This is a genomic window from Anaerocolumna cellulosilytica (genome assembly GCF_014218335.1).
Lineage (GTDB): Bacteria > Bacillota > Clostridia > Lachnospirales > Lachnospiraceae > Anaerocolumna > Anaerocolumna cellulosilytica.
In genome coordinates this window covers 5,065,438-5,086,348 of the sequence record NZ_AP023367.1, presented here as the reverse complement: position 1 = coordinate 5,086,348, position 20,911 = coordinate 5,065,438, and the positions used below count along the sequence as shown (strand labels likewise).

Genomic DNA, 20,911 nt, shown 5'->3' with positions numbered 1-20,911 from the left:
GTGGTGATAAAATATAGAAGCCTTACATAATTGGAAGGTAGAACGGAGGCAGCTATGTCAGGATTTTTATTAGATAGCTTTTTAAAGAAATATAAAACTGCCGAAAGCCCCTTTAGCAGTATAGGGGAATTTGTATACTTAAGAACTTATTCTAGATATTTAGAGCAGGATAAAAGAAGAGAAAACTGGTTCGAAACTGTACTAAGAACCGTTGAGTATAATATAAGCCTAGGAATAGAACATAAACAAAAGTATGGTATACCAATAGAATTAGAGAAAGAAAGAATAGAGGCGGAACAGTTATTTGATAATTTATTCCACTTAAGGACTTTTACCTCTGGCAGAACCCTGTATATGGGAGGGTCTGAGATTGTAAAAGAATATCCGCTATCCAACTACAATTGCTGCTTTACTTTGATTGAAACCACGGAAGATTTTGTAGATGTATTTTATCTGCTTATGTTAGGCTGTGGTGTGGGAGTAAGGATAGATAAAAAATTAATTTGCAAATTCCCCGAGGTCAGACAGGTATCTTTAGAAGGAAGGTATGACGGTAACGTCCGTTTGTTAACTACAAAGGAGTCTATGGAACACACACTACTTAATATTAACCAAGATAAAGCTAAAGCAGAAATTAAAGTGGGTGACAGCAAAGAAGGTTGGTGTGATGCACTTAGAATATATTTTAATCTGGTTACATTAAAAGAATATGAAAGTATAAAAAGCATAACAATTGATTACAGTTTTGTACGTCCGGAAGGAGAGAGGCTGAAGAGATTTGGAGGCCGGGCATCGGGGTATAAATCGCTTAAGCGCATGTTTGAAAAAATAAATAAAGTTATGACAAAGCCTGCAGAGGGCAGCTTAACAACACTTGACATACTAGATATTGCAACTATAATTAGTGAAAATGTAGTTTCGGGCGGGGTAAGAAGAAGTGCCATGATGATTATATGTGATGAAGATGATGAGGAAGTCATTCAGGCTAAGCGAAATATCTATAAAGTTGTGGATGGTAACTGGATTGAAGATGAAGAGATATCACATCGTAAAATGAGTAATAATTCTGTTTTATATCAAAGCAGGCCAACTTTAGAACGTATACAGGAAATCCTGCATTCCATTCGAATTAACGGTGAGCCGGGCTTTATAAATGGGGCAGAAGCAGTCAGAAGGAAGAAAACATTTCAAGGGTGTAATCCCTGTGGTGAGATATTACTGCAATCCAAGCAATGCTGTAATCTGTCTACGAATAATTTATTAGCATTTGTAAAGGAGGATGATACCCTTGATGTTAAGAAACTGGAAGCAGTGATACGTTTGTCAGCAAGAGTAACAATACGTATGACTCTGGCAGAGGTGGAGTTACCGGAATGGAATAAGGTAATGCAGGAGGATAGAATTGTCGGCATATCTTTAACCGGTATGATGGATATGATAAATAGAACAAAGATGTCTTATGAAGAGCTTGGGGACTTACTGGGTCGCTTAAAAGATATAGTACATGCAGAAGGTGAAAAATACTGTAAAGAATTAAAAATCAGTAAGCCGGACTTAATGACTACCATTAAACCAGAAGGAACCCTGTCAAATCTTCCTGGGGTCAGTTCCGGAATACATTATGCACATGCACAGTACTATATTCGCAGAGTGCGGATAGCTGCTTCCGATCCTTTGTATAAAATGTTAGAGGAGCAAGGAGGATATCCAATACACAACGAAGTAGGGCAAACGGATGAAAATTGTACCATTAAGGTAATTGAGTTCCCGATGAAAGCGCCTGAGGGTAAGACAAAATATGAGATTGGAGCCATTGAACAGTTAAATCTGTATAAACTGTCTATGGTGCATTGGACGGATCATAATACATCCATAACAGTACATGTTAGAGAGGGGGAATGGGACGAGGTTGCCAAATGGCTTTATGATAATTTTGATTATGCAGTAGGGGTAACTTTCCTGCCGTTATTTGAAGAAACATATCCATTGCTTCCTTTTGAGTGTACAACCAGAGAAGACTATGAAGAACGGATAAAAGCATTAAAGCCTATTGACTATGAGTTATTAGCAAAGTATGACAGTGATGAAGAACAGGAGATTGTGGATACGGATTGTGAATCCGGTGTATGCCCTGTCAGATGAGTCAGCTATATGAGAGGATTAAAACATGGTGGTCCATGCTATTTTTACAATATTTTTACGTGTTTTACCAGAATAAAAATGAAATCCCTTGACAGGTTTTTAAAATTAAAGTATAATCAGTAAGCGCGATTTTATATTGCGTCATGATTTGTGTACTTTTTATACACGTAATTTAGGCAACCCAACATTCATAGAAAAATCAGGAGGTGAAAATTAATGCCTACATTTAATCAATTAGTAAGAAAAGGCAGAAAGACAGTAGAAAAGAAATCTAATTCTCCTGCTCTGCAAAAAGGATTTAACTCCTTAAACAAGAGAGCAACTGATACATCCTCACCACAAAAAAGAGGTGTGTGTACAGCGGTTAGAACAGCTACACCTAAGAAACCTAACTCCGCTCTTAGAAAAATTGCCAGGGTTCGTCTTTCTAACGGAATCGAAGTAACAAGCTATATCCCAGGTGAAGGTCACAACCTTCAGGAGCATAGTGTTGTTCTGATTAGAGGTGGAAGGGTAAAGGATTTACCTGGTACTCGTTACCATATCGTCAGAGGTACACTGGATACAGCAGGTGTTGCTAAGAGAAGACAGGCTCGTTCCAAATACGGAGCTAAGAGACCGAAACCAGCAAAATAATCATTCAGTTTTTTCACTAATCATTAAGTGCCGGGTTAATTTTTAATTTCAGATTACGGATAAAATCAAAGGGTTGCGTTTTATCACCGAATAAGATGAAACTGGTTTTCAGGTATGCGGAATAGATTTGAAAGAGAGTTAAACTGTGCGCGAACACAATGAAGGTATGAGTAAAATAACTCATACTGCCCCAGAACAACAGGGGTTATGTGAGTACCGATGATTTAAGAAAATCTTGTTGGAAACAATAAGGAATATTAAGGAGGGAAGAAACGTGCCACGTAAAGGACATATACAGAAAAGAGATGTATTAGCAGATCCTATTTACAATAGCAAGATTGTTACTAAGTTAATTAATAACATAATGCTTGACGGAAAGAGAGGAACTGCACAAAAGATCGTATACGGAGCGTTTGACAGAATAGCAGAGAAGACAGGAAAAGAAGCAATCGAAGTTTTTGAAGAAGCTATGAACAATATCATGCCGGTATTGGAAGTTAAAGCTAGACGTATCGGTGGTGCTACTTATCAGGTTCCTATCGAAGTTAGACCTGATAGAAGACAGGCATTAGCACTTCGTTGGTTAACTCTTTATTCTCGTAAAAGAGGAGAAAAGACAATGCAGGAAAAATTAGCCAACGAGCTTATGGATGCAGCGAACAATACTGGATCCGCTGTTAAGAAAAAAGAAGATATGCACAAAATGGCAGATGCCAACAAAGCATTTGCTCACTATCGTTGGTAATCATTACAAAAAAGTAACGATGCGGTCTATGCAAAATATAGGCAATTGTTTAACAAGAGATATTTTGGCGCATGTGCAGGTCATATAGTCTGCAATGTTATGAAACAGCATACAATTGCATATGCTGCATAGATAAATCACTCAAATAAGGAGGAATTCCCGTGGCTGGAAGAGAATATCCACTAGATAGAACCAGGAACATCGGTATCATGGCTCATATTGATGCTGGTAAGACTACTCTTACCGAACGTATCTTATACTATACCGGTGTAAACTATAAGATTGGTGATACTCACGAAGGTACTGCTACCATGGACTGGATGGAACAGGAGCAGGAAAGAGGTATTACAATCACTTCAGCCGCTACAACTTGTCATTGGACGCAGGAATTCGAACACAAGAAAATGCCTGGTGCTTTAGAACACCGTATCAACATCATTGATACACCGGGACACGTTGACTTCACAGTAGAAGTTGAACGTTCCTTACGTGTATTAGACAGTGCTGTTGGTGTGTTCTGTGCAAAAGGCGGTGTTGAGCCTCAGTCCGAAACAGTTTGGCGTCAGGCTGATAAATATCAAGTACCTAGAATGGCATTTGTAAATAAAATGGATATATCAGGTGCTGATTTCTTTAATGTAGTAAGTATGATAAAATCAAGATTAGGTAAGAATGCAGTTCCTATTCAATTACCTGTCGGTAAAGAAGATGATTTCAAAGGAATCATTGATCTTTTTGAAATGAAAGCTTATTTATATCTGGATGATAAAGGTGATGATATTCAGATCACTGAAATTCCGGAAGATTTAAAAGATTTGGCTGATGAATACAGAGCTAACATGATAGAATCCATCTGCGAAACAGATGATGTGTTAATTGAAAAGTTCTTAGAAGGTGAAGAACCTACAAATGCTGAATTAAAAGTAGCTCTTAGAAATGCAACCATTTCTACAGCAATCATCCCTGTAACTTGCGGTTCTGCTTATAGAAACAAAGGTGTACAGAAGTTATTAGATGCGGTTCTTGAATTCATGCCAGCGCCTACTGACATTCCTGACATCAAGGGTGTTGATATGGAAGGCAATGAAATTCACAGAAAATCATCTGATGAAGAGCCTTTTGCAGCTCTTGCATTCAAAATTATGGCAGATCCCTTCGTAGGAAAGCTTGCGTTCTTCAGAGTTTACTCCGGTACATTAAACTCCGGTTCTTATGTACTGAACTCCACAAAAGGTAAAAAAGAACGTGTAGGCCGTATTCTTCAGATGCATGCTAATAAAAGAGAAGACCTTGAAAAGGTTTACTCCGGTGATATAGCAGCTGCGGTTGGTTTAAAGAGTACAACTACAGGTGATACCATCTGTGATGAAAAAAATGCTGTTATTCTTGAGTCTATGGAATTCCCTGAACCTGTTATTGAGGTATCAATTGAACCTAAGACAAAAGCAGGACAGGATAAGATGGGTGAATCTTTAGCAAAACTTGCAGAAGAAGATCCTACATTCAGAACTTACACCAATGAAGAAACAGGTCAGACAATTATCGCAGGTATGGGTGAATTACACCTTGAAATCATCGTAGACAGACTTCTTCGTGAATACAAGGTGGAAGCTAATGTAGGTGCTCCTCAGGTTGCTTACAAAGAAACATTCACCAAAGCTGTTGAAGTTGATAGTAAATATGCGAAACAGTCCGGTGGTCGTGGTCAATACGGTCACTGTAAAGTTAGATTCGAGCCTATGGATGCTAATGCAGAGAAGACTTTTGAATTCATATCTACCGTTGTTGGTGGTGCTATTCCTAAGGAATACATCCCTGCAGTTGGTGCTGGTATCGAAGAAGCTTCTAAAGCCGGTATCCTTGGCGGATATCCAGTTCTTGGTATTAAGGCAACTGTTTATGACGGTTCTTACCATGAAGTCGATTCCAATGAAATGGCATTTAAGATTGCAGGTTCTATGGCATTCAAAGATGCAATGCATAAAGCTGGCGCTGTTTTATTAGAACCAATCATGAGAGTAGAAGTTACTGTGCCTGAAGAATATATGGGCGATGTTATCGGTGATATCAGTTCACGTCGTGGACGTATTGAAGGTTCAGAAGACTTAAGTGGATCAAAACTTATTAGAGGTTTCGTTCCGTTGTCTGAGATGTTCGGTTACTCCACATCACTTCGTTCCAGAACACAGGGACGTGGTGCTTACTCTATGTTCTTCTCAAACTATGAATCAGTTCCTAAGAGCGTTCAGGAAAAAGTTCTGGCTGCAAAAGGAAAGAACTAGTAATTATTTTTAGTTTACAATGAAATATGCATAAAAATATGTGCAATTCATTATTTTAGCTTGAAAATATTTCTAAATTGAAATATAATTAGGCATATAAGACAAACCTAAAAGCCCAAAAGGCAGTGCTATTGGCACATGCTTGAAAAAGCATCTAATTATAAGGAGGACGTTAAAAAAATGGCTAAAGCTAAGTTTGAAAGAAGCAAACCACATTGTAATATCGGTACCATCGGTCACGTAGATCATGGTAAAACTACTTTAACAGCAGCAATCACTAAGACTCTTCACGAAAGACTTGGTACTGGAGAAGCTGTAGCTTTCGATAAAATCGATAAAGCACCAGAAGAAAGAGAAAGAGGTATCACAATCTCTACTTCTCACGTTGAATATGAATCAAAAGCAAGACATTACGCTCACGTTGACTGCCCAGGACATGCCGACTACGTTAAGAACATGATTACTGGTGCTGCTCAGATGGACGGTGCTATCCTTGTTGTTGCTGCTACAGACGGTGTTATGGCTCAGACTAAAGAGCATATCTTATTATCCCGTCAGGTAGGTGTACCTTACATCGTAGTGTTTATGAACAAATGCGATATGGTAGACGACGAAGAATTACTTGAATTAGTAGAAATGGAAATCAGAGATTTATTATCTGAATATGAATTCCCTGGCGATGACACTCCAATCATCCACGGATCAGCTCTTAAAGCGCTTGAAGATCCTGCAAGTGAATGGGGCGACAAAATTATTGAATTATTTGATGCTGTTGATAGCTGGATTCCAGATCCTCAGAGAGAAACAGACAAGCCTTTCTTAATGCCTGTCGAAGACGTTTTCTCCATCACTGGTCGTGGTACTGTTGCTACAGGTCGTGTTGAACGTGGTGTTCTTAAAGTATCTGAAGAAGTTGAAATCGTTGGTATCAAAGAAGAAACTCGTAAAGTTGTTGTTACTGGTATCGAAATGTTCCGTAAACTTCTTGATGATGCTCAGGCTGGTGATAACATCGGTGCACTTCTTCGTGGTGTTCAGAGAAACGAAATCGAAAGAGGACAGGTTCTTTGCAAACCAGGTTCAATCAAATGCCACAAAAAATTCACTGCGCAGGTTTACGTATTAACTAAAGATGAAGGTGGACGTCACACTCCTTTCTTCAATAATTACAGACCTCAGTTCTACTTCAGAACAACTGACGTAACAGGTGTTTGTAACCTTCCTGAAGGTGTAGAAATGTGTATGCCTGGTGATAACGTAGAAATGACTATCGAATTAATTCATCCTATCGCTATGGAACAAGGTTTAGGCTTTGCAATCCGTGAAGGTGGTAGAACAGTTGGTTCAGGTAAAGTTGCTACAATCATTGCTTAATTAAATATGAGCCTAAACCCATAGATTTGTTGGGTTTAGGCTTTTTTATGTATTCTAAGAAGATAATTTTGTACTAAATTGATTTGTCTTCTAGTTGAATTGTACTTTGGCATTTTAGGTTGTAAAATTAGTAGTATAGAGTTATAATCTCACTACAGGTTTTAAATAGAATAAGGCTAAAAGCTTAGTCCCTATAGAACAAAACGAATTTATATACTAAAACAGCCAGATGGATAGGAATTACTAGATATGATTATAAGAAAAGCAGAAAAAAAAGATTTAGTACATCTTTTGGAAATTTACAATTATGAAGTAATGCATGGCATTTCTACACTAGATTTAGCACCTAAAACTATTGAGGAATGGGATGTATGGTTTTGTGCACATAATGTAGACAATCATCCGTTATTTGTAGCAGAAGCGGACAACCAGGTTGCGGGTTATGCAAGCTTGTCTGCCTACCGAGAGAAAGAAGCATTTAAAACAACGGTGGAATTGTCCATCTATATCGGACCAGAGCACAGAAACAAGGGAATTGCTTCTGCTTTAATGAAAATTGTTTTGGATGAAGCAAAAAGGGATGAAAAAATTCATACCATAGTATCAGTTATAACAGCAGGAAATGAAGGTAGTAGAAGGCTGCATGAGAAATTCGGATTTGAGTTTTGTGGGACGATTAAAGAAGTTGGAATGAAATTCGGAACATTTAGGGATATTGAGAATTATAGTTTAATTGTGTAGCTACGAATAATAGGTCAAAGGGACATGATTATGAGCTGCGTCCGGGAGTGTATGAAAAGCATATGAAAATTATAAAGAGTTTCAAAGGAAGTTGCTATAAAACAAATGCGTTTTGTAACAACTTCCTTTTGTGTACTTTATTATGTTATGTGTTCTGTATGTAACAAATTTTACTCTACGACAAAAGGGTGGGGCTTATTTCACTTGCATTACAATTTACATAAAGTCCTTGCAATTGATTCATACGGCTGATATTAAGCTTTCGATAAATGCTCTCCGTATGACGCCTTACTGTGTTAATGCTAATATGCAAACTCTCCGCAATATCCTCTTTCAGACTACCAAGTCTTAAAAACTCTGCAATTTCACATTCTCGCACTGTTAAGCCTTTCCCTTGTAAGAAAGCATGCCAATCTGCGTCCTTTGCACCATGCAGATTTTTAACATAGATTACATAATAGGTATTATAGTTGTCATAGAAGGCATCTTTTGTAATCATACTGTCAATGGTTACCTCTAATTGGGGGTTTGTAAGCAGACAATACTGTTTTGCTCCGTTACTTAAAAATGTGGGAAGAATATATTTTTGTAACAGCCTTCTGGCACCATTAAGGGAAGGCTCCATCCCTGTTTGTTCCAAGAGAAGACTGGTTTCTTTGTTAATATTAAGTATATTAAAGTTACTATCACAAAGAATCATGCCCATGGGATGTTGGAATATAATATTTTGCAGCAGATTGTTATTCATGCTATTTTTATAAAATGTAAGGTGTGCAAGACAGGCCTTTTCCAATATCTTGCTTATCTCGCATAGCAAGTCGCGCTCCCTTGCAGAAAAGCCGTTGTGCGTCTTGTCATGATATACTGCTACGGCACCAATGGGCTCTGCTTCTTCATTTCTTAACAAAACCAGAGCTTCATAATAAAAATTGTTATGATTCAGACATTCCGTATATAAAGAGGAAGCTTCGTACTCTACAAAGGTCTTAAAATCTTCAATTGTCAGAACTGTTTTATCATCTTCTTTGGCTTGGTAGGTGGCTGCATTGGCAGGTGCAAAGAAATCTTTTTTATAACATAAATTTTCATATGCTTCAATGGAAGCCTGGCTAAAATTAGCATATACCAGTTGTTTATAATAGCCCTTATTATCTACTAATGGAAAGGCAGCGCCCTCAAAGGGAAAATAAGTTAAAAGGGATTCTAATGCTTTTTTTCTAAATTCTTTCTCCATGGGGTTTAAGCCTTTGGCAAATTCCACAAGAAATTGATAGTCTTGTTTTGTTAAATCTTTTACCGTTTTCATATCGTTCACCTTCAATCATGTGGCATAGGGTAAATGCCCTATTAAGAATGGGACATCTTGATAATTGTTTCTTTATTATAAAAGTGTTAGTATTTGATTGTCAATAGGTTAACAAAGTAAACTACGACAAGCACATAAAGGACTTTTCTGGGAAAACCGGGTGGCTTTTCAGGGACGTGGGCCACCCACCGTCCTTACTATCAATTTTATAGTCTAAAAGGTTCAAAGATTAATGCCGTAACTTCAATTGAGGGAAAGCGTACGACAGAAGGAAGGATAAGTCATGGCAGCACTAAAATTATTGAGAGCTCCTTTAAAATATGTTCAGGGAAAAGGAGCATTATTAAATTTTTACGAAGAAACAAAGGATTTAGGAAACTCATTTCTTTTTATCTGTAGTAACAGCGGATATAAAAATTGTCATCAGAAAATAGAAGATAGCTTTCAAGGAAGCAATTGCTCCCTGCATTTTGAAATCTTTGGTGGAATCAGTTCCAATGGAGAAATTGAAAAGATGAGAAAGCTTGTTAAAGATAAAAGTATCCAGGTCGTAGTAGGAATCGGAGGTGGTTCTGCAATTGATACCGCAAAAGCAACTGCATACTACGAAAAACTTCCCGTTGCTATTGTACCAACTGTAGCTGCAACAGATGCACCTTGTACCGGCTTATCTGTTATCTATAAAGATGACGGTGCCTTTGACAGCTATTTATTCTACCCTAGAAATCCGGAGGCGGTTATTGTAGACAGTGAAGTAATTGCTAATGCACCGGTAAAGTTTTTAGTTGCCGGTATGGGAGATGCTCTGGGCACATATTTTGAAGCAAGAGCTTGTGTTAGAACCGATTCTCCCAGCCTTGAAAACGGTGGTATAGCACTATCTGCAATGGCATTATGTGAATTATGTTATAAAACCTTATTAAAATCCGGATACCAAGCAAAACTTGCTTGTGAAAATCATCTGGTAACACCAGCTTTTGAAGCAATTGTTGAAGCCACTACGTATCTAAGCGGTGTAGGTGCAGATAACGGTGGTCTTGCAGCAGCCCACTCCGTATATAACGGTTTCACAGCACTATCAGAATGTGAAGAAACCATGCATGGCTCATTAGTTGCCTTTGGTACCATTGCACAGTTGATTTTAGAAAACAGCACTAGAGAAGAAATTAAGGAAGTAATGGATTTTTGCCATAGTGTCGGTCTACCCGTAACTTTAAAAGAAGTCGGAGTAACTGATATAAACAGAGTGCGAATAGCGGCAGAAAAAGCTTGTATTCCAGGAGAAACCATCCATCACATGTGTGGCGATGTAACACCGGAACAGTTATATAATGCTCTCCTTATGACAGATTTATTAGGACAGGAATATTTTAAAAAATAAGGATTTAGCAGGATTATTAATACATATTTTAATACTACTCCTATAGCTTCAGGTGTATTACTTGTATCCTGAAGCTATTTTTAATATAGTAAATAATTCATCTGCATATTTTATCCTTTGCGATTTTGTGGTTCCATTTTACCATTGACCACAGCGCTTTCTTGCGATATAGTCTTAAATAGATTAAGGTTTTTTAGAAAGTAAAATTTGCAGTTTATCTGGTATTTTGTACTTTTCTCTTATAAAAACGTTAATTATTTCTTAAAATGAAGATTTTTGAAAATTTCCTTTGAAAAATTCCAAAAATGTGTATATAATATAATCGAATATGTTTAAATGACAGCGTATTGGAAAAAATCAGAGTATACAATACAAAGCGTTGGCAAATAGTCGTTCATTACGAATTATATACAATTAGTTAACAGAAGGCCTGTGATATAAATAAGGTTTTATTTCTAAAATAGTACAGGCTGACCGCGGAATAGAAAGGAGATTTATTATGCTGGGCAGTGATATCGGAATTGATTTGGGTACGGCAAGTGTTTTAGTTTATTTAAAGGGAAAAGGGGTTGTGTTAAAAGAACCGTCTGTAGTTGCTTTTGACAGAGACACCAATAAAATAAAGGCTATCGGTGAAGAAGCCAGATTAATGTTAGGTAGAACACCAGGTAATATTGTAGCCGTTCGTCCGTTGAGACAAGGAGTTATTTCAGATTACACGGTAACGGAAAAGATGTTAAAGTATTTTATACAGAAGGCCGTTGGCAAACAACGTTTTCGTAAACCCAGAATCAGTGTATGTGTACCAAGTGGTGTCACTGAAGTAGAGAAGAAAGCCGTTGAGGATGCAACATATCAGGCAGGCGCAAGAGAAGTTGCTATTATTGAGGAACCTATTGCAGCTGCAATCGGAGCAGGTATTGATATTTCAAGACCTTGTGGTAATATGATTGTTGATATAGGAGGCGGAACTTCTGATATTGCAGTTATATCTTTAGGAGGAACGGTTGTAAGTACCTCTATTAAAATAGCAGGTGATGACTTTGATGAAGCCATTGTTCGTTACATGCGTAAAAAACACAATCTTTTAATTGGTGAAAGAACAGCGGAAGACATTAAGATAAAGATTGGATCCGCATATAAAAGACCAGAGGTAGTAACTATGGATGTCAGAGGAAGAAATCTTGTAACAGGTCTTCCAAAGACAATTACCGTTACTTCCGACGAGACAGAAGAAGCTTTAAAAGAAACTACTTCTCAGATTGTAGAAGCAGTACACAGTGTACTGGAGAAAACTCCGCCGGAATTAGCAGCAGATATTGCTGATCGTGGAATCGTATTAACAGGCGGCGGTTGTTTGTTATATGGTCTGGAAGAATTAATAGAAGAAAAAACCGGAATTAATACCATGACAGCAGAAGACCCTATGACAGCCGTAGCTATTGGAACTGGTAAGTTTGTTGAATTTTTAAGCGGTAAAAGAGATTAGTTATTAGATAGACGGGCTGTCAGGTTGATTCTTAATATGTGAAACACATCATAAGGCGTGTGGCTTACACCCATAGGCGGGGAAAACAGGAGGGATATATGGTAAGAGGATTATTTACTGCTTGGAGCGGTATGGCAAATGAACAAAAAAGACTGGATGTTGTATCTAATAACTTAGCCAATGCTGCAACTATAGGTTATAAAAAAGACAGTGTCACCAACCAGTCTTTTGATAATCTGTTAACAATTAAGATTAAAGATGCCTCAGAGAATTATAGGGACAGGTCAATCGGAACCATGAGCCTCGGTGTAAAAATCGGTGAAGTTTATACAAATTATGATCAAGGATCACTAAGGAAAACGGACAATACGTTCGATATAGCTATTGAGGGAAATGGCTTTTTTAAGGTTTCTACCAAGGATGCAGAAGGAAACGAAGTGATAAAGTATACTAGAGACGGTGCTTTTACCAAGGATGTGAACGGAAGAATTGTTGATGTTTATGGCAATCCTTTACTTGGTGAAGGAAGTGAAATTACAGTACCGACGGATGCATCCAATATTTTAATAGAAGCAGACGGCTCTATTTATGCCGATAATGTATACATTGATAAGATTTCATTGGCAGATTTTGAAGATTATAAATATCTTCAGAAGCAAGGTGACAGTATGTATATTGCACTTGATGGAGCAGAGGAAAAGGAAGCCGTTGCAGCTATTCAGCAAGGATATACAGAACAGTCCAATGTCAATGTAGTTTCGGAAATGACTAAGATGATAGCCATTACCAGAGCATATGAAGCAAATCAAAAGGTTATACAATCAATCGATGGCAGTCTGGATTTAGCAGTAAATTCAGTGGGTAAAGTTTGATAGGACTTATGCTTGATTTCCCGCAATAACTACAAAAGAAAGGACATACAGCCTATGATGCGTTCATTATGGACAGCAGCCTCTGGTATGGTATCCCAGCAGACGAATGTAGATACAATCTCTAATAACCTTGCTAATATTAATACCACAGGCTTTAAAAAAGAAACTGCACAATTTAAGTCATTATTGTATCAGACAATTCAAAAGACTACCACTGACAGTACTGGTGAAGAAAAACCAGTAGGTGCTCAGACCGGGCTTGGTGTTAAGAATTCAGCCATTGTATCACAGTTTTCACAAGGCTCTTTAACAGAAACAAGCAATGATTATGATTTTGCCATTCAGGGAGACGGCTTTTTCATGGTTCAGACCGCAGACGGCAGTATAGGATATACCCGTAACGGTTCTTTCGGTTTATCCATAGGCACAGAAGGAATTTTACTTGCTACAGCCGAAGGCTATCCTGTATTAGATGCAGCAGGTGAACCGATAACCCTAGATGTCAATTTAAATACTGCTAAGTTAGATATTGATGAGTTTGGCAACCTTATGTATCCGGATGAAAATGATTCCTTGCAGTCACTGGGAATACAAATCGGCTTGGCGCAGTTTAATAACCCAGCAGGACTTGAAAAGACATCAAACAGTATATTGAAGGAAACAGCAGCGTCTGGCTCGCCAAGACTGGAAGCAGAAGATGAGAACCTGAAAAAAAGTAAGATGAAAAAAGGGTTTCTTGAATCCTCCAATGTTCAGGCAGTGAATGAAATGGTTGATTTAATCGTAGCACAAAGAGCGTATGAAATGAATTCAAAAGCCATTACTGCTTCTGATGAGATGTTACAGCAGGCTAATAATTTAAAAAGATAACAGGAGGTAATACATGAGCATAACAATTGGTAGTAATAACATATTAAATGCAGCTGGTGCTTTAAATACCTCTAACAATACAAATAAAATTGAACAGAAGTTAAGCAGCAATCTTAAGGATTCCACAGATGAAGAATTAATGGATGTCTGCAAAAGCTTTGAAGCGTATTTTGTGGAACAGATGTTTAAAGAAATGAAAAAAACAGTTCCCACAACTGGTGAAGAAAATCAGTACATTACATATTTTCAGGATATGCTTTATCAGGAATATGCTGAAGATACAACAGAGAATGGCGGAATCGGAATTGCTAAAATGCTTTACGAATCCATGAAAAGAAATGTGTAATACTATTTAAATAACTAAGGCCTGGATGTAAATCTTACTGCCAAATTGGTAGCAAAAAAATAACATCCGGGCACATTTTTATATTTTCTAAAAGCCAATTAAGGTATAGTTTAATCAAACTGTCATTATTCAATCTGATTTGTCACTTTAATTGTGCCTATCTATGAAAAGACTCATATCCAAAAGCACTTCAAATAATTCTCAGAATCAGATATAATAAAGTTACAATAAAAAAGTCTATTGCAACAGTGGATAATATTCTGTACAATGAAAGATACGAAAGCATTAATAACTAATTGCCTTCGTAGAAAGCGGGTGAGTAACCAATTGTCAGAAATACTGGAAGGCTATGTTGATAAGATTGTATTTCGTAATGCAGAGAACGGATACACCGTACTATCGCTAGTCAATGATGAAACAGAAATGACTTGTGTCGGCATGTTTACCTTCATTAGTGAGGGGGAATTTATTCGTGCCACCGGTAATTATATATCCCATCAATTATATGGAGAACAATTTCAGGTTCAAACCTATGAATTTAAAGAGCCAGAGGATTTATTGGCAATGGAGAAATATTTAGGCTCCGGTGCCATTAAAGGAATTGGCAATGCTTTGGCTGCAAGAATTGTTCGTCGATTTAAAAACGATACCTTTCGAATTATAGAAGAAGAACCGGAAAGGTTATCAGAAGTAAAAGGTATCAGTGACAATATGGCAAGAGAAATTGCCAAGCAGTTTGAAGATAAGAAAGACATGCGGGGGGCTATGTTATTCTTACAGCAGTTTGGAATTACAACCACCTTGGCAGTTAAGATATATAAGGAATATGGGGCTAAAATGTACCAGATAGTAAAAGAAAACCCTTATCGACTGGCTGAAGATATCACAGGCATTGGTTTTAAGCTGGCAGATGAAATTGCATCTAAAATAGGGATTGGCACAGATTCTGACTACCGCATAAAGGCGGGTATCTTGTACGTATTAATGCAGGGCAGCAGTGCAGGCCACATCTATCTTCCGGAAGATATGTTAGCAGCTAAAACGGCTGAAATACTTGGTGCGCATGTGTCTGATATAGAACATCATCTTGTGAATCTAGCAATGGATAAAAAAATTATTATCCGTGAAGTCGAAGGGCAAAAACAGATATATGGCGCAAGTTTATATTATATGGAACTTAATGCAGCTAAGATGTTATGTGACTTAAACATAAAGTATGACTTAGCTCAGACCGAAATTGAATACCGACTTGCCTCCGTAGAAAAGCAGTTTCAGATTGAGTTAGATGAATTGCAGAGGACAGCCGTTATTGAAGCAGCAAAAAATGGCTTGTTAGTGCTAACAGGTGGTCCTGGTACAGGTAAAACAACTACAATCAATGCCATCATACGATTTTTTGAAGCGGAAGGAATGGATATTTTATTAGCAGCACCAACGGGCAGGGCAGCCAAGCGTATGAGTGAAACTACCAACTATGAAGCGAGAACCATTCACCGACTGCTGGAAATCTCCAAGATGTCTGGCGACATTGAAAGTAAGCTGGTATTTGAACGAAATGAAGGAAATCCTTTAGAGACAGATGTTATTATCATAGACGAAATGTCCATGGTAGATATCAGCATTATGCATGCTCTTTTGCGTGCAGTCACAGTGGGTACTAGATTAATCTTAGTTGGTGATATTAATCAGCTTCCTTCGGTGGGACCTGGAAATGTTCTTAAGGATATCATACAATCTCATCAGTTTAATGTGGTTAAGTTAACCAAAATCTTCAGACAGGCAACCGAAAGTGATATTATAGTAAATGCCCATAAAATCAATGACGGTGAGCAAATTATTATGGATAACAAGAGTAAAGATTTCTTTATGTTAAAAAGAGACGATGTGAATGTTATAATCCAGGTTATAATTACCTTAGTAAGAGATAAGATGCCAAAGTATGTAAATGCTACGGTTTTTGATATACAGGTATTAACTCCAATGCGAAAAGGAGAACTAGGAGTTGAGCGTCTAAATCAGGTTTTACAGCAATTCCTAAATCCCCCGGAAGAGGGTAAAAAAGAGAAAGAATTTCATAAATATATTTTCAGAGAAGGTGATAAGGTTATGCAGATTAAAAATAATTATCAACTTGCCTGGGAAAGTAAAAGTCGATATGGAATTACAACGGAAAGTGGCACAGGTATTTTTAATGGGGATACGGGGCTTATAAAAGAAATAAATCTTTTTGCCGAGCAGGTAACTGTGGAATTTGATGAGGGCAGGCAGGTGGAATATACCTTTGGGCAAATGGAGGAATTGGAGCTAGCGTACGCTATTACCATTCACAAATCCCAAGGAAGTGAATATCCGGCAGTTGTTATGCCAATCCTTACCGGTCCTAGAATGTTGTTGAATCGAAATTTACTATATACAGCCGTAACTAGAGCAAAAAATTGTGTCACCATTGTGGGAAGTCAGGATACAATAAAATTCATGATAGATAATGAAAGTGAACAAAGAAGGTATTCTGGTCTGGCTCAAAGGCTTACGGAATTACAAGTGTAAATCGATTGTGCTTAATAAAGATTAGGGTGAAGGAATGCTCGTATTATGGTATAATATTGATAAGAAGCAGCAGTTGGGCTTAGAATATAGATTCAAAGGCACTGTACTTAACAGAGAGTATTTGTATATACTAGATAGATAGTCTGATATACAATTTGACAAAATATAGAATATAATTATTAAATTGATATGGGTGTAATGGAAGGAGAGCGTTATGACAAAAACAACATTGGTAATTATGGCAGCGGGGCTGGGGAGCAGATATGGAGGAATTAAGCAGCTAGAACCAGTTGGGCCAAGTGGGGAAATAATTATGGATTACTCCATTTATGATGCTATAAAGGCTGGCTTTAACAAGGTGGTGTTTATTATCAGAAAGGACTTGGAGGCTGATTTTAAAGATATTATCGGCAACCGTATTGCGAAGCATGTCGAAGTAGATTATGTATTTCAGGAACTTGATAATCTTCCTGAAGGCTTTACAAAACCGGAAGAACGAACAAAGCCATGGGGAACCGGACAGGCAGTATTAAGTTGTGAAGGTATCTTATCAGAACCTTTTGCTGTTATCAACGCTGATGACTACTATGGCAAAGAGGCATTTGAAAAAGTACATGATTTCTTAGTGAATGCAGATAGTAGTAAACTAGATTTTTGTATGGCAGGTTTTATATTGGGAAATACCTTAAGTGAGAATGGTTCAGTTACCAGAGGTGTATGTAGGGTGAATGAAAAAGGTCTTCTAACCGATATTGTAGAAACCAAAGGGATTGAACAAAAAGGTAATGCGGCAGTAGCAGTTGATGAAAAGGGCGAAGAAATAACAATCGATTTAAACGGAGCAGTATCCATGAACATGTGGGGCTTTACACCGGGATTATTAGCAGAGTTAAAGGAAGGTTTTATAAGCTTTTTAAAGGTTTCTGGACAGGAGCTAAAATCAGAGTATCTTCTTCCTGAGATGGTAGGTAACTTAATACATGCAGGAAAAGCTACAGTACAGGTACTCCAGTCGAAAGATAAATGGTTCGGTGTGACCTATAAAGAAGATAAGCCGGTGGTAGTTGATTCGTTTAAAGCATTAATTAAAGAGGGGCTTTATCCGGAAAAGCTGTTTTAAAAAGCAATTGAAAAGTTAGACAGAGGGGGAAAACTTTGCTTCAAACAGTACTTGATTTCATTTATCCTAAAAGATGTCCAATATGTGGTGATATTGCCGTTCCAAGAGGGGAACTTGCCTGCATGGAATGCAGGTCTACATTAAAACCTATATCAGAACCTAGGTGTAAAAAGTGCAGTAAGCCAATAGAGAATGAAGAGAAGGAATATTGTCTGGATTGTGAAACAAAAAAACATCATTATACGAAAGGGTTTGCTTTATGGATTTATGATTCCGTATTAAAAAAGTCGCTTGCAGATTTTAAGTTTCATGGTAGGCAGGAATATGCAGTTTTTTATGCAGAGGAGATCATAAAGCAATTTGAGCAGAGTCTCAAACAGCTTGCTCTGGATGGATTGGTACCCATACCAATCCATAAACAAAAACGATTGGAAAGAGGCTATAACCAGGCAGAGACATTGGCAAAAGAGCTTGGTAAGGTGCTAAATATAACTGTACTTTCTCGCCTTTTACAACGAGATAAAAACACATTGCCACAGAATAAGTTAAACGACAAAGAAAGGCTGCTCAATCTGGAAAAGGCATTTTCTATATCCCAAAAAGAGATGGAGGCATATCCTACGCCGATTAAGAGGGTAATGTTAGTTGATGACATTTACACTACCGGCAGTACTATGGAGGCTTGTACAAATATCTTATTAAAGAATGGAGTAGAAAAAGTGTATTTTATTAGTGTCTGTATTGGCAAAGGATTTTAAGGAGGAAAAATATGGATGTAAGAAATTGTAAGAATTGCGGTAAATTATTTAATTATATCAGTGGACTCCCACCCTTGTGCCATAACTGCATAAAGGAATTGGAGGAAAAATTTCTCATAGTTAAAGAATATATCTATAAGCATCCAGGAGCTGGAATGCAAGAGGTGGCAGAAGAAAATGAGGTTTCAACAACTCAGATACAAAAGTGGATTCGGGAAGAAAGGCTGGAATTTTCAAAGGAATCTTTAGTAGGATTGGAATGTGAGAGCTGTGGTACACTTATACGTACTGGACGTTTTTGCAAATCCTGTAAAGATAAACTAGCCAATAATTTGGGAAATGCATACAAAGATCCGGAACCGGTCAAGAAAAAGAATGACGTAAAAGATAATCCCAAAATGCGTTTTCTGGATCAGCATTAAACAATAATGTGTTGAATAAGGACAGCTAAATAAAAATATAAGAAAGCTTCTAGTCTTTATCAGATATACTGAGGATGACTTGAAGCTTTACTATTTATAAAAAAGATTTATACTATGATTCTTATTTGTGTATATGTTTTTATTTTACTTCACGTATTCCATCACTGTCTATGGTTATTCTGCCTTCCTTCAAAAGCCTTCCAATGGCTCTTTTAAAAGCATTTTTACTAAGGTTAAGCTGCGCCTTAATAACATCGGAATCTGTTTTATCGTGATAGGGGAGAAAGCCGCCTTCGGCAGTAAGTTTCGTAAAGATATCTTCAGCATCTGCATCAAGTTGCAAATAGGATTTCTCCCGAAGACTTAAATCCAGCTTACCATCTTCTTTAACCTGAATTACCCTAGCTTCTACACTATCACCCACTTTAATAGGGCGGTGAAGTTCTTTTGTAGGTATCAATGCCTGATATATGTTATCAACAGCCACGAAAGCACCATAGGAGTCAATAATTTCGTACACAACACCTATTACTCTATCATCTTTTTTATAAGGAGAAGAACAGGACAGATAGTCATACACTTTCATGGTAGCACATAAGCGGCCACTCTTATCTACATATAAAGCGGCAATTACATCGTCTCCCGTATGAACCCGCTGTGTTTGTTCCTTAAAGGGCAGTAAGAGGTCCTTTGCAAGACCCCAATCTAAAAATGCACCGATAGTTGTAACATCTTTTACACGAAGCAGAGATGTCTTTCCAAGTGTTACTTTGGGTGTTGCTGTAGTTGCAATCGGTCGGTCTTCAGAATCTTTATAGACAAAAACTTCTATCTCATCTCCATTTTTAATTGCTGCGGGTACTTGGTTCTTTGGTAGAAGAATACGCTCCCCTTCTGTGTTTTCGGGTTCGCACAAATAGATACCAAAGTCAGTAGCCTTTACCACCTGTAATGTTTGTATTTCTCCTAATTTTATCATAACAATCTCCATTCTTCCTAAATATTATTTCTTAAATTCAATCACAGCATAAGGTTTTTCATTCGTATCCGCCAATACCACAGTAACGGTATCGTCATTTTCACATACCATAGGTACAATTAGATCACCTAACATTGCTGAACGCCGGTATTCCGCTCTCATCTTCCCCACTGGAAAACCACCTGGCACGAATTCTTCTGCCATTTTAATATACTGCCCATTATTTACATGATTATTGGTATCAATATTGGCTCTAATAACCGGAAAATTATCCAAAATAGTCAGGTCTTTTGGAATAGTAATTTTACGTGGTGCATAGTCCATATCATAGGCTTCTTCTATTTCATAGCCTTTCACAACGTCTTCTGTAACCTTAACGGGGCGATAGCTTTTGGTATCCATATAAACCCATATGGAATTGGCAGCAGTACATACTTTATCGTTACAATCTGTTATAATAAAATTACGGTACCCATACATACCATTAAAACCATAAGCCCAGGTTGAAACAGTGATTTCTTCACCTATAACCGGATAGCGGTCGGCAACAATCTGCCAGGCATTCATCAACCAGACCTTTTTCTCACTTTCCAAAAAATCAAAGCCCATACCGATATCTTCTGATTGAAAGGTACTGCAATCCTGAAAATAATTTATAATAGAATACATATCCATTTTTTTATCTTTGTCAACTTCGCTGTAGCGAACTCGACTTTTAAAACTATACATATAAAAAACTCCCGTCTGCGCTTGCGCGCATAAAATGACATTGTTTAAAAGCTTCGTAAGCTGGTATTTCTTATATTATAGCATTATTTGTCCCATTAAGATATAAGTTTATTTCAGAAAAGTAGTGAAAAACTTATATCTTTAGTATATAATTGTTTTATTCTAGAAAAAA

18 protein-coding genes are annotated in these 20,911 nt (G+C 37.4%); 15 read left to right on the top strand and 3 right to left on the bottom strand.

The window, feature by feature from the left end:
- Positions 1-54 precede the first annotated feature (54 nt).
- The 6 genes from nrdJ (at position 55) to acsn021_RS21175 (ending at position 7,920) form a co-directional block, all read left to right on the top strand.
- The gene (nrdJ, locus tag acsn021_RS21200) at positions 55-2,142 is read left to right on the top strand and encodes a ribonucleoside-triphosphate reductase, adenosylcobalamin-dependent (RefSeq protein ID WP_184091988.1); all 2,088 of its coding nucleotides are present in this window, start codon (positions 55-57) and stop codon (positions 2,140-2,142) included.
- Positions 2,143-2,358: 216 nt separating this feature from the next.
- Positions 2,359-2,778 (top strand): 30S ribosomal protein S12, encoded by a 420-nt coding sequence (rpsL, locus tag acsn021_RS21195; RefSeq protein ID WP_184091986.1) that lies wholly within the window; start codon positions 2,359-2,361, stop codon positions 2,776-2,778.
- 274 nt (positions 2,779-3,052) lie between these two features.
- Entirely contained in the window at positions 3,053-3,523 is a 471-nt protein-coding gene (gene rpsG / locus acsn021_RS21190) for a 30S ribosomal protein S7 (protein ID WP_184091984.1), read from the top strand.
- Positions 3,524-3,684: 161 nt separating this feature from the next.
- The gene (gene fusA, locus acsn021_RS21185; RefSeq protein ID WP_184091982.1) at positions 3,685-5,805 is read left to right on the top strand and encodes an elongation factor G; all 2,121 of its coding nucleotides are present in this window, start codon (positions 3,685-3,687) and stop codon (positions 5,803-5,805) included.
- Positions 5,806-5,985: 180 nt separating this feature from the next.
- Positions 5,986-7,179, top strand: coding sequence for an elongation factor Tu (tuf, locus tag acsn021_RS21180; protein WP_184091980.1), 1,194 nt, complete (start codon positions 5,986-5,988; stop codon positions 7,177-7,179).
- A gap of 249 nt (positions 7,180-7,428) precedes the next feature.
- Positions 7,429-7,920 carry a GNAT family N-acetyltransferase gene (locus acsn021_RS21175; RefSeq protein ID WP_184091978.1) on the top strand — a complete coding sequence of 164 codons (492 nt, stop codon included), beginning with the start codon at positions 7,429-7,431 and terminating at the stop codon, positions 7,918-7,920.
- A 175-nt stretch (positions 7,921-8,095) separates the two neighbouring features.
- On the opposite strand, the gene acsn021_RS21170 is transcribed toward acsn021_RS21175, so the two are convergent.
- Entirely contained in the window at positions 8,096-9,226 is a 1,131-nt protein-coding gene (locus acsn021_RS21170; protein ID WP_184091976.1) for a helix-turn-helix transcriptional regulator, read from the bottom strand.
- 283 nt (positions 9,227-9,509) lie between these two features.
- Between acsn021_RS21170 and acsn021_RS21165 the strand changes: the two genes are divergently transcribed.
- The 9 genes from acsn021_RS21165 (at position 9,510) to acsn021_RS21125 (ending at position 19,031) form a co-directional block, all read left to right on the top strand.
- On the top strand, positions 9,510-10,607 hold the full coding sequence (locus tag acsn021_RS21165) for a glycerol dehydrogenase (RefSeq protein ID WP_184091974.1): 1,098 nt from the start codon (positions 9,510-9,512) through the stop codon (positions 10,605-10,607).
- 499 nt (positions 10,608-11,106) lie between these two features.
- Positions 11,107-12,096 (top strand): rod shape-determining protein, encoded by a 990-nt coding sequence (gene mreB / locus acsn021_RS21160; RefSeq protein ID WP_207725115.1) that lies wholly within the window; start codon positions 11,107-11,109, stop codon positions 12,094-12,096.
- Between the two features lie 98 nt (positions 12,097-12,194).
- Positions 12,195-12,968 (top strand): flagellar hook-basal body protein, encoded by a 774-nt coding sequence (locus tag acsn021_RS21155; protein WP_184091972.1) that lies wholly within the window; start codon positions 12,195-12,197, stop codon positions 12,966-12,968.
- A 54-nt stretch (positions 12,969-13,022) separates the two neighbouring features.
- Positions 13,023-13,838, top strand: a complete 816-nt coding sequence (flgG, locus tag acsn021_RS21150) for a flagellar basal-body rod protein FlgG (protein ID WP_184091970.1) — start codon at positions 13,023-13,025, stop codon at positions 13,836-13,838.
- Positions 13,839-13,851: 13 nt separating this feature from the next.
- Entirely contained in the window at positions 13,852-14,184 is a 333-nt protein-coding gene (locus acsn021_RS21145) for a rod-binding protein (RefSeq protein ID WP_184091968.1), read from the top strand.
- A gap of 267 nt (positions 14,185-14,451) precedes the next feature.
- Complete coding sequence (recD2, locus tag acsn021_RS21140) at positions 14,452-16,731, top strand: SF1B family DNA helicase RecD2 (protein ID WP_184091966.1); 2,280 nt, start codon at positions 14,452-14,454, stop codon at positions 16,729-16,731.
- Between the two features lie 214 nt (positions 16,732-16,945).
- Positions 16,946-17,851, top strand: a complete 906-nt coding sequence (locus acsn021_RS21135; RefSeq protein WP_184091965.1) for a nucleotidyltransferase family protein — start codon at positions 16,946-16,948, stop codon at positions 17,849-17,851.
- A 35-nt stretch (positions 17,852-17,886) separates the two neighbouring features.
- Positions 17,887-18,609 (top strand): ComF family protein, encoded by a 723-nt coding sequence (locus acsn021_RS21130; protein ID WP_243167818.1) that lies wholly within the window; start codon positions 17,887-17,889, stop codon positions 18,607-18,609.
- 11 nt (positions 18,610-18,620) lie between these two features.
- The gene (locus acsn021_RS21125; protein ID WP_184091963.1) at positions 18,621-19,031 is read left to right on the top strand and encodes a flagellar protein; all 411 of its coding nucleotides are present in this window, start codon (positions 18,621-18,623) and stop codon (positions 19,029-19,031) included.
- A 139-nt stretch (positions 19,032-19,170) separates the two neighbouring features.
- Here acsn021_RS21125 and acsn021_RS21120 read toward each other — a convergent pair whose 3' ends face one another.
- Positions 19,171-20,010, bottom strand: a complete 840-nt coding sequence (locus acsn021_RS21120) for a CvfB family protein (protein ID WP_243167817.1) — start codon at positions 20,008-20,010, stop codon at positions 19,171-19,173.
- A gap of 24 nt (positions 20,011-20,034) precedes the next feature.
- Positions 20,035-20,739 carry an acyl-[acyl-carrier-protein] thioesterase gene (locus tag acsn021_RS21115; protein ID WP_184091959.1) on the bottom strand — a complete coding sequence of 235 codons (705 nt, stop codon included), beginning with the start codon at positions 20,737-20,739 and terminating at the stop codon, positions 20,035-20,037.
- Between the last annotated feature and the right edge of the window lie 172 nt (positions 20,740-20,911).